Below are 10,224 nucleotides of genomic sequence, written 5' to 3'. Positions count from 1 at the left end.
CGCGCAGGGAAGGCCGAGTGACGGCTCCACCTGTATGCTGCTGTGCGGTTTCCTTGCGCTACATTTTCGCGCAGCGGACCGCGGGTGCGAGCTGGCACCCGGCCTTCCCTGCGCCCTCTCGGCTACGAGGGCGGAGAGATCAAGCAAAACTCGGGCGGAATCGGCCGCGAGAATGCAAAGCTGTGTCTGCCTCCGGCCACTCCGTCATCCGCGTGACTTTGCGTCAACCCGTCTCTTCTTCGTCGTGCCCTTGTCGATCGGTCACCTGCCCTCCGGACGCAGTCGAAAACAGGCTCTGCCCGGGCAGCCTTGCGAGGAGCTGCGACAGGAATCCGAGGATGACGATGCCGGTCAGCGTACCCCTTCCGAGGCCGTCCTCGATGTTCACCAGGCCCCTGACGATGATGTAAACACCGGTGAAGAAGCTGAAGATTGTCTTCCATACGTCGGGATTCCTGAACTCGGCTGCCAAGAACGGCGCGAGCGCGACCGAGTACACCGAGAACAGGATGAATCCGATGCCGAAAACAAGCTCGATCGAGCCGTAGAGAGTCTGATTGGAGCCGCGAACGCGATAGGCCAGATAAGAAAGAGCCGGCGCACCGAATACGACGAAAAGGAACAGGGGAATCTTCAATCCGTACTCGGCAACGAAGCCATAGAACGCGGGGGTCACGACGTTGGCGACGATGACGTATGCGCGATAATACCCGGCGAAGATCGTCGCGGCGAATGGGAGGGCGAACGCCACGGTTGGAACAAGGAAGATCGATCGGCCGGTTTTTTCCTGAAGCTGGGCAAAGAAAAGGGTCGGGAGTGCGATGGCGTAGGAGATCGCAAGGTAGATGAAATTGGCCAAGACGAAATGGTTTTGGACGAAGTCAGATAGCCACGGCCTGTCGATCCACCCGGCGACGAACTCGACCATGAAGTTGTTGCCGGCCCAGAACACGAATAATCCAAGCGGCGCAAGCACGAGTGCGATCGCTATGGACGCCCTGTCGGAGCTCTTCGGTTGCGGATCGCCGATTTGATCGACAGCCATTGCAGCAGTCACCAGCCGGGGAGGACCGGATTATGCCGGTCGCGGCGGCGCCGCGCAACCGGAAAACAGGAGTGCAATCCAGGCGGGAATTCGAGCGGCTGCTCGGCTGAAGCTTGGGCGAAGGCGCCGGCAATCCAGAATCCGTCCGTGGCGACAGACTGGATTGCTTCGTCGCAAGGGCTCTTCGCCATGACGGCGCTGAGACGGATCCCGCCCTCAGCTCCGATACCAGCTCCCCAGATTCCACGTCGTGACGTCCCAGCCCGAGATGTCGGCCATCAGGCTGTTGACGGAGCCGCCGACGATGTTGCGCGAGAGCAGCGGCACCAGCACGTTGGCTTCGCAGAAGATCTCGTTGACCTTGATCAGCAGCGCGGCGCGCTTGACCGGATCGAGCTCGATTTGCGCGGCCTTGTAGGCCTTGTCGGCTTCGGGATCCGACCAGCGCGAGACGTTTCGGCCGAGCCATTTGTTGTCCTTGTTCGAGATCTCCCAGGACACGCACTGGTTCAGGAAGCGCTCCGGATCGGGCTGCGGCATCGTCGTGTTGTACATCTCCATGTCGGCATAGAGCTTGGAGTAGGTGTCGGGGTTGCCGACATCCGACGAGAAGAACACCGACGCGGTGACCGATTTGAGCTCGATGTCGATGCCGGCCTTCTGGCAGGCCTGCTTGATGATGGCCTGCGTCTTCTGGCGCGGGGCGTTGATCGAGGTCTGGAACACGTATTTGAGCTTCTTGCCGTCCTTCTCGCGGATGCCGTCCGCGCCCTTCTTCCAGCCGGCCTCGTCCAGGATCTTGTTCGCCTTGTCGACGTCGAATTCGTATTTCAGCTTGCCCGATTTGAACTGGCTGGGCTGGTTGACGAAGCTCGCGGTCGCGACGGCGGCGCGGCCGTAGATGAATTTCTGGATCGCCTCGCGATCGATCAGCAGGTTGAACGCCCGGCGGACGGCCGGATCGGACAGCGTCGGATGCTTGGTCTTGGCGTTGGACCGCTCGCCGTCGACCTCGGTCCAGGGGTCCGTGGTGTTGAGGATGATGAACTCGACGCCGCCGGAGAGCGTAAACTCGACCTTGCCCTTGCCGCTGGCCTCCATGCGCTTGAGGACCTCGTCCTCCACCAGCAGGTTCCAAGCATAATCGTATTCGCCGGTTTGCAGCACCGCGCGCGCGGCGGAGACCGCATCGCCGCCGCCCTTGACCTCGAGCGTGTCGAAATACGGCTGGTTCTTGACGTGATAATCGGGGTTGCGTTCAGCCAGGATCAGATCGCCCGGCTTGAACTCGACGAATTTGTACGGGCCGGTGCCGATCGGCTTCAGATTGCCCGGTGCGTCGCGCGACTTTGCGCCGGTATAGTCGCCGAACTGATGTTTTGGCAGGATCTGGCCAACCGAGCCGACGAAGGGATCGGCCCAGAACGGGGTCGGGGCCTTGAAGATCACCTTGACGGTGTGGTCGTCGATCTTCTCGACCTTGATATTCTGGTAGGAGCCCGTGGTGTACGCGGCCGTCGCCAGGTCCGCAGCGTAAGCCCAGGTGAAGACGACGTCGTCGGCGGTGAAGGGCTTGCCGTCATGCCACCGCACGCCCTGCTTCAGCTTCCAGGTCACGCTGGTGCCATCCGGCGAGAGGCCGCCGTTCGCCTTGGTCGGGACCTCGGCGGCGAGGCATGGGATGAGGTTACCCTCCTTGTCCCAGCCGGCCAGCGGCTCGAAGAAGATGCGCGAGGCGACCTGGTCCTTGGTGCCGAGCGCAAAATGCGGGTTGAGCAGAGTGGGGGCCTGCCAGACCAGCATCTTGAGCGGGCCGCCGCCGCCGGCCTTGGTCGGCTTGTAGGCCAGCGTGGCGTCCGCCATCGCCACGTCGTTCCAGCTCAGGATCTGGCTTGCAATGGGGGCGGCGATCCCGACCGCAGCCATGGTCCGGATGAACGACCGCCGCGACAGCGTGCCTTGCTTCACCTCCGCAATCAGCCCGCGGATTTCGTTTTCGTTCATCGGATGACCTCCACCTTCGCAAAGACAAGTCGTCACCGGCATGCAATTTACATGCAGACCAGCTCAGCACGTCGGACCTCCCGGAGTCAAAGATGGGGGTGTCGGCTTGAAGAGCGTGCTTGCGATGAAACGCCGCATGACTCTTACTTGTCAGGCGGCACAGGAACCGCGGCGACCGTCGAGGCCGGCCGGCGGCCCGATCCCGATAGGGACGAGGTGAGATGAAGAGCATCGCCATCGGCGTCATCGGCGCGGGCCTGATCGGACGCAAGCATCTTGCCAAGCTGGCCGGGCGGGCGGACTACGACCTCGTCGGCATCGCGGACGTGAATGCCGATCGGGTCGCTGCCGATCATCCCGGCATCCCCGTCTTTGCCGACTGCCAAAAACTACTCGACGAGGCGCGGCCGGAGGCCGTGATCATCGCCTCGCCCAACCAGCTTCACGCCGAGCAGGGCATCGCCTGCGCCAGGCGCGGGGTTCACATCCTGATCGAGAAGCCGGTCACCGACACGGTGGAGACTGCGGCAAGCCTGACTGCCGAGGTGCGCAAGGCCGGCATCCAGTCGCTGGTCGGGCATCACCGCCGCCACCATCAGCAGGTCAGAACGCTGAAAGCGGCCCTGGGCGAAAAGCGGATCGGCGATGTCGTCGGAGTGTCGGCGATCTGGGCCACCCACAAGCCGGCGGCCTATTTCGAGACCGCGCCATGGCGCGCGCAGGCCGGCGGCGGACCGATCCTGATCAATCTCATCCACGAGATCGACTTCCTGCGCTTCACGATCGGCGAGATCGTCGCGGTGCAAGCGGCGGCGTCGAACCGCCAGCGCGGCTTTGCGGTCGAGGACACCGCCGCGGCGCTGATCGAATTCGACAGCGGCGCGCTCGGCACGTTCTTCATCAGCGACAGCGCCGTCTCGCCCTGGACGTCCGAGCAGGGGCTCGGCGAAGCCCCCGAATTCCCGTTCAGCGGCGAGAGCAACTACCGCTTCCTCGGCCGCAGCGGATCGATCGAATTTCCGGCGCTGGTGCAATGGACGCAAGCCGGCGGCGCGCAGGACTGGAACAAGCCGATCGAGGCCCGGCGCATCCATGCCGCGTCGATCGACCCCTACGTCGCCCAGCTCGATCATTTCCGCGACATCATCCGCGGCCAGGCGCAGTCATTGCAGCCGGTCGAGGATGGCGCGCGCAGCCTGATCGCGACCCTGGCGGTCGCCGAGGCGGCTGCGAGCGGACAACGCGTCGACCTGCGCCATCGCTACGACGCGCTCGCTCCAACAGGCGAGGCGTTCTAGCGGACACATTCGCCGCCGCCTGGCGGACAGGAAAGGGCAGCGCCACGGCGGCGCGATTCCACAAGATGCGCGTTCGCGGACAATCGGCTGTGCTCCCCGATCATGGCCCGGCACTTGCCTGCGAGTATGATGGATTGATATAAACATCATACTCGGAGGGGTGGCGTGGTTCAGTCAGGCGGTGTTGCGAGACGGGCATTCGAGCCCGCCATGCTGTTCGGCGGGCTGATCGCCGCCAACATCGCCGCGTGGGCCTTCGCGTTCGCGCTGTTCGGCGACCGGCCCACGGTGATGGCGACCGCGCTGCTCGCCTGGGTGTTCGGCCTTCGCCATGCCGTCGATGCCGACCATATCGCCGCGATCGACAACGTCGTGCGCAAGCTGATGCAGGCGGGCGATACGCCCCGAAGCGTCGGCCTCTATTTCGCGCTCGGCCATTCCACGGTCGTCGTGGTCGCGACCATGCTGCTCGCGCTCGGCGTCGTCAGTCTTGGCGGCGACAGCCTGCTGAAGGAGATCGGCGGGCTGATCGGCACTTCGGTGTCGGCCTTGTTCCTGCTGGTGATCGCGGCCATCAATCTTGTCATCTTCGCCGGCCTGTGGCGAACCCTTCGCGAAATTCGCGAGCAGGGCATCCATGATGCCGCGCAGCTCGATGCGCTGCTCGCCAATCGCGGATTGCTGGCGCGCCTGCTCGGTCCCATGTTCCGCCTCGTCACCAGGCCCTGGCACATGTATCCGCTCGGGCTGCTGTTCGGCCTCGGCTTCGACACCGCGACCGAAATCGGCCTGCTCGGCATCGCCGCCACCGAAGCCGCACGCGGCGTCTCGTTCGCGCATGTGCTGGTCTTCCCCGCGCTGTTCGCCGCCGGCATGGCGCTGGTCGACACCGCCGATTCCGCGCTGATGGTGAGTGCCTATCGCTGGGCCTTCGTCGATCCCTATCGCAAGCTCTGGTACAACCTCACCATCACCGGCGCCTCCGTCGCGGTCGCGCTGTTCATCGGCGGCATCGAGGCGCTGGGGCTCATCGGCGATCGGCTCGGCCTGTCCGGCGGGCCGTGGTCGCTGGTCGAGGCGCTCAACGATTCGCTCGCCAATTTCGGCTTCGCCGTGATCGCGCTGTTCGCGCTCGCCTGGCTCGTCTCGGTCGTGACCTATCGCCGTATGTCTGCCGGCGACCGCAGGCGCGCGCCGGATGTGCTCGGGAACGTCGATGCGACCGAGGTGGTGTGAACGCACGACGCTTCGGCGGCGATGCGGGGCCTTGTCGATCCTGACGGGCTGCATTCTGCTCGGCGATGGCGGAGACGGCTTTGCGCAGGACAGCAGCGGCGCCTCGCAGCAACTGTCTCCGGTCGAGGTCACCGGCAGGGAGGCGCCGCGCCGCAAGAAGCCGCCGGCACCGCGACGGGTGAGCAGGGCGGCCACGGCGGATGTTCATGGCGTGGCTCAGCCGGCACCGGCGCCGGGATCGGACGCAAGCAGCGTTGCCTCCGGCGCGAAAGGACCGCCCGGCATGGCCAGCGAACTCATCGTCTCCGGCAAAGTCCTCAACGCGCGCCCGTTCACGCGGCCGGGCGAGGCGCTCGAAGCCGTGCCGGGGCTGATCGTCACCCAGCATTCCGGCGAAGGCAAAGCGAACCAGTATTTTCTGCGCGGCTATAATCTCGACCACGGCACCGACCTCGCGATCACCGTCGACGACGTCCCCGTCAACATGCGCACGCACGCGCACGGCCAGGGTTACGCCGACCTGAACTGGCTGATCCCGGAAACGATCGGCGCGATGGACGTGCGCAAGGGCCCGTACTTTGCCGACGAGGGCGATTTCGCCTCCGTGGGCAGCGTCCATATCGGCCTGATCGACCGCACCGAGAAAGGCCTGGCGCAGGTCACCGCCGGCAGCTTCGGCTATCGCCGCCTGCTCGGCATGGATTCCGCCAAGGTCGGTAACGGGTCGTTGCTGGTCGCTGGCGAGCTCGGCACCTACAACGGCCCGTGGGACAATCCGGACAATGTGCGCAAGCTCAACGGCCTCGTGCGCTACAGCCAGGGCACTGCGACCGACGGTGTCTCCGTCACCGGCATGGCCTACGCCAATACGTGGAATTCCACCGACCAGGTGCCGCAGCGCGCGATCACGGCGGGCCTGCTGGGCCGCTTCGGCTCGGAGGATCCGACCGACGGCGGCAACACCAATCGCTTCGCGCTCTCGGGCCGCGTGGCGCAGAGCGACGATCTCGGCTCGTGGAAGGCGAACGCCTATGTCGTGAAGAGCCAGCTCGACCTCTTCAACAACTTTACCTACTACCTCGGTGATCCCGTGTTCGGCGACCAGTTCCACCAGCACGACGATCGCCTGATGGCCGGCGCAAACATCTCGCGCACGCTGAACGGCTCGCTTGCGGGCCTGCCGATGCAGACGATGTTCGGCCTGCAATCGCGCTATGATGCGATCGATCTGGCGCTCACCGACACGGTCGGACGCAGCTATCTCTCCAGCGTCCGCAGCGACAAGGTCGGCGAGGGCAGCGTCGGCGTCTACGCCGAAAACACCGTGCGCTGGACCGGCTGGCTCAGGACCACCGTCGGCTGGCGCGGCGACTATTATGCCGCCAACGTCACCTCGCTGTTCAACTCCGGCAATTCCGGCAGCGTCAATGCCTCGCTCGGCAGCCCGAAATTCCGCATGGTGCTTGGCCCCTTCAACCAGACCGAAATGTTCCTCGGCGCCGGCTATGGCATGCACTCCAACGACGCCCGCGGCGCGACGACGACGGAAGACCCGGGCGATTCCGCCACAAAACTCTCGCCGTCGCCGCTCCTGGTGCGCACGCGCGGCGCGGAAATGGGCGTTCGCACCAGGATCGTTCCCGGTCTCGATTCCTCGTTCAGCGTCTTCATCCTCGACCAGGAGTCCGAGATCCTGTTCTCCGGCGATGCCGGCGACACCGAGCCGACCCGCGCCAGCCGCCGCTACGGCTTCGAGTGGACCAACCATTATCGCCCCAAATCCTGGATCGACATCGACGCGGACCTTGCGATGACGCATGCGCGCGTTCGCGGTTATGACGGCGAGCAGGCGGCGGTCTATGCCTCGCTTGCCGGCTATCCGGAGGCGCAAATCGGCAACGCGCCCGGCAATTACATTCCGAATGCGCCGCCGATGGTGGCATCAGCCGGCATCACGCTCGGCGAGAAGACCGGCTGGTTCGGGGCCTTGCGCTGGCGCTACCTCGCCTCCAGCCCGCTGACGGAGGACAATGCGTTCCGCTCCTCCGCGACCGGCGTCTTCAACGGCCGCCTCGGCTATCGCGCCGACAATGGCTGGCGGATCCAGCTCGATGTGCTCAACCTGTTCAATACGCGAGCGAACCAGATCACCTATGCCTATGGCTCGCTGCTCAGGACCGACACGCTGTACAATCTCTGCAGGTCGGGCACGGCGCCGACGGCGGTCTGCCAGAACGGCGTGATGGACACCGTGCTGCACCCGGTCGAGCCGCTGACGCTCCGCCTCACCATGGCCGGGACATTCTAGGCGAGGCGAGCAGGCTTTCGTCCGCCCTGCGACCGGGTCCGAATTTGCCGCGGCCTATCCGTCGTAGAGGTCAGGCCCCATCGCCCATGACGTCTGATCGTGGCCGAACGCGTAGTTGCGATTGTTGACCACGGGATTGCGATTGACCATCGGCCGCATGAACATCGGGTGGGTCGCGCTACGCACCTCGTGCTCGACCGTGAACAGCGTCTTGCCGCTGCCGAGCTCGACGATGTCGCAGAACCGGTATTGATATTGATTGTCCTCGCGGGAGATCAGGTTGCGTGCGAGCAGCTTGCGGTAGGGGCCGGAGAAGTCGGTGATGTACATCTGCACGTGGTGCCCGTCATAGTCGCCCTGCGGCAGATCGGTCTCGCGAAACAGCAGGTGCTGGTCGCGGCCGGTCTTCACCGCCGCAACCGTGCCGTCGCCGTTCCACAACGCCGCGGGCATGCCCATGATCTCAGGGTAGAAGGCGCAGATTGCCGGTGCCGTTCCGACGGGGACGTCGAACTCGACATAGGGGATGCCGAGCGTGACGCGCCCGAAGCGCGCCGCGTCCGGCTCGTGGATGCGCATGCGGTTGCCCCACGGGCAGACGGCCTCGACATGGTCGTTGTGCTCGGCGAAGGTGAAGGCGGTGCCTTCGAGCTTCTTCGCGACCGATGCCAGTCGCGCCAGCAGCGCCTCGCGCCCCTCGATGACGAGGCCGGTATGGCCGCGCAGTACCTGCGGCCTGCCGCTCGGCAGGTGAAACTGGCTGCGCCCGGCGTTGATCCACATGTTGGTGTCGGACACCATCAGATAGGGATCGCGGGTGAGCCCAAGTCCCGTGACGTAGAATAAGGTCGCCAGGCGCTGGTCCGGCACCTGGATGTTGACGTGCTCGAAATGGATGGCGTTGCCGAGATCTTCTGCGGATCGATCGAATTGTTGCGGCATGGATGTACGCTTCTCGCTGGAGGACGGACGGGTCATACTAGAGCAGAATTTCCGCCAGCCGAAACTGTTTGCCGATCACATCTTGAGGGCAGGGCGCGATGCCGTTGCCACCTTGCCGTGGTAGTCAGTCCCTGTAATCTGGACGAAACACATAAGGAAAAAGATCGATGGGGGGAGTTCTGGAAGGCGTGCGCGTCCTCGATTTCGGGCGCTATATCGCGGGGCCCTATTGCGCGACCTTGCTGGCCGAATTCGGCGCCGAGGTCATCCGGGTGGAGAAGCGCGACGGCAGCGAGGATCGCTTCGTGGCCCCGGTCGGCGAAGGCGGCGAAGGCGCGCTGTTCCTCCAGATCAACCGCAACAAGAAATGCATCACGCTCGATCCGATGAAGCCGGAGGGGCAGGAGGTGATGCGCCGCCTGATCGCGACCGCGGATGTGGTCGTCGCCAATCTGCCGCCGCAGACGCTGCGCGCGATGAAGCTCGATTACGAGCAGCTGAAAGCGATCAAGCCGGACATCATCCTGACGACGGCGACCGCGTTCGGCGGTCCGGGGCCCTGGTCCGACCGCGTCGGCTTCGACGGCGTCGGCCAGGTCATGTCGGGCTCGGTCTACATGACCGGCGCCGGCGATCCGCCCTACCGCGCCGCGGTGAACTGGGTCGATTTCGGAACCGCGCTGCACTGCGCCTTCGGCACGCTCGCGGCGCTGATCGAGCGTGGCAAATCGGGCCGCGGGCAGATCGTCGAGGGCGCGCTACTGGCCACCGCACTGTCCTTCACCAACGCCACGCTGATCGAGCAGGCGGTCATCAACGTCAATCGCGTCCCGACCGGTAATCTCGGCCAGACCGCCGCGCCCGCCGACATCTACCGCACCAAAGACGGCTGGGTGCTGTGCCAGGTCACGGGGCATCCGCTGTTCAAGCGATGGGCCAGGCTGATGGGCGAGGAGGAACAGTGGCTGAACGATCCGCGCTTTGCCGACGACATCAGCCGCGGCAACAACGGCCCCATCATCAGCGAGCGGATGGCGCGCTGGTGCGCCGAGCGCACCACGCAGGAGGCGGTCGACACGCTGGGCAACGCGATGATCCCGACCGGGCCCGTGCTGAGCCCGCAACAGGCGCTCGATCACCCGCATATTCGCGCCGCCGGCTTCATGCAGGACGTCGATTATCCCGGCTTGCCGAAACCCGCGCCGGTGGTGCGGGCTGCCGTGCGGCTGTCGGAAACGCCGGGTGAGATCGCAAGCCGCCCGCCGACGCTTGGCGAGCATACCGATCGTGTTTTGACGGAACTCGGCTACGACGCGTCTGCGATCGAGGCGCTTCGGCAAGGCGGCATCGTCTAGCGAGGGAAGGACTGGATCGCCGCCTGAGAGTGTCAA

At 65.0% G+C, this 10,224-nt stretch carries 7 protein-coding genes; 4 read left to right on the top strand and 3 right to left on the bottom strand.

Annotation, left to right across the window (positions count from 1 at the left end; genetic code table 11):
* Window positions 1-223: 223 nt before the first annotated feature.
* Both PMI42_RS30945 and PMI42_RS30940 read right to left on the bottom strand, forming a co-directional pair.
* The gene (locus PMI42_RS30945; RefSeq protein WP_008142074.1) at window positions 224-1,045 is read right to left on the bottom strand and encodes a hypothetical protein; all 822 of its coding nucleotides are present in this window, start codon (window positions 1,043-1,045) and stop codon (window positions 224-226) included.
* 216 nt (window positions 1,046-1,261) lie between these two features.
* Window positions 1,262-3,049: a peptide ABC transporter substrate-binding protein gene (locus PMI42_RS30940; protein WP_008142071.1), complete on the bottom strand. Its 1,788-nt coding sequence runs from the start codon at window positions 3,047-3,049 to the stop codon at window positions 1,262-1,264.
* A gap of 221 nt (window positions 3,050-3,270) precedes the next feature.
* Here PMI42_RS30940 and PMI42_RS30935 point away from each other — a divergent pair, with 221 nt between their 5' ends.
* From PMI42_RS30935 to PMI42_RS30925, 3 genes are all read left to right on the top strand, one after another.
* Window positions 3,271-4,347 carry a Gfo/Idh/MocA family protein gene (locus PMI42_RS30935; RefSeq protein ID WP_008142070.1) on the top strand — a complete coding sequence of 359 codons (1,077 nt, stop codon included), beginning with the start codon at window positions 3,271-3,273 and terminating at the stop codon, window positions 4,345-4,347.
* Window positions 4,348-4,557: 210 nt separating this feature from the next.
* Window positions 4,558-5,583, top strand: coding sequence for a HoxN/HupN/NixA family nickel/cobalt transporter (locus tag PMI42_RS30930; RefSeq protein ID WP_050994429.1), 1,026 nt, complete (start codon window positions 4,558-4,560; stop codon window positions 5,581-5,583).
* Window positions 5,564-7,891: a TonB-dependent receptor gene (locus PMI42_RS30925; RefSeq protein ID WP_035967128.1), complete on the top strand. Its 2,328-nt coding sequence runs from the start codon at window positions 5,564-5,566 to the stop codon at window positions 7,889-7,891. Before PMI42_RS30930 ends, PMI42_RS30925 begins: the two co-directional genes overlap by 20 nt.
* Before the next feature lie 54 nt (window positions 7,892-7,945).
* Here the strand turns inward: PMI42_RS30925 and PMI42_RS30920 are convergent, their stop codons facing one another.
* The gene (locus PMI42_RS30920; protein ID WP_008142062.1) at window positions 7,946-8,833 is read right to left on the bottom strand and encodes a VOC family protein; all 888 of its coding nucleotides are present in this window, start codon (window positions 8,831-8,833) and stop codon (window positions 7,946-7,948) included.
* A gap of 167 nt (window positions 8,834-9,000) precedes the next feature.
* On the opposite strand from PMI42_RS30920, the gene PMI42_RS30915 reads away from it, so the two are divergent.
* Window positions 9,001-10,188, top strand: a complete 1,188-nt coding sequence (locus PMI42_RS30915; protein ID WP_008142060.1) for a CaiB/BaiF CoA transferase family protein — start codon at window positions 9,001-9,003, stop codon at window positions 10,186-10,188.
* The last annotated feature ends 36 nt before the right edge of the window (window positions 10,189-10,224 follow it).

The sequence above is a fragment of the Bradyrhizobium sp. YR681 genome (assembly GCF_000282615.1).
In the GTDB taxonomy this organism is placed as follows: domain Bacteria; phylum Pseudomonadota; class Alphaproteobacteria; order Rhizobiales; family Xanthobacteraceae; genus Bradyrhizobium.
This window is presented reverse-complemented; position numbering and strand designations above follow the sequence as displayed.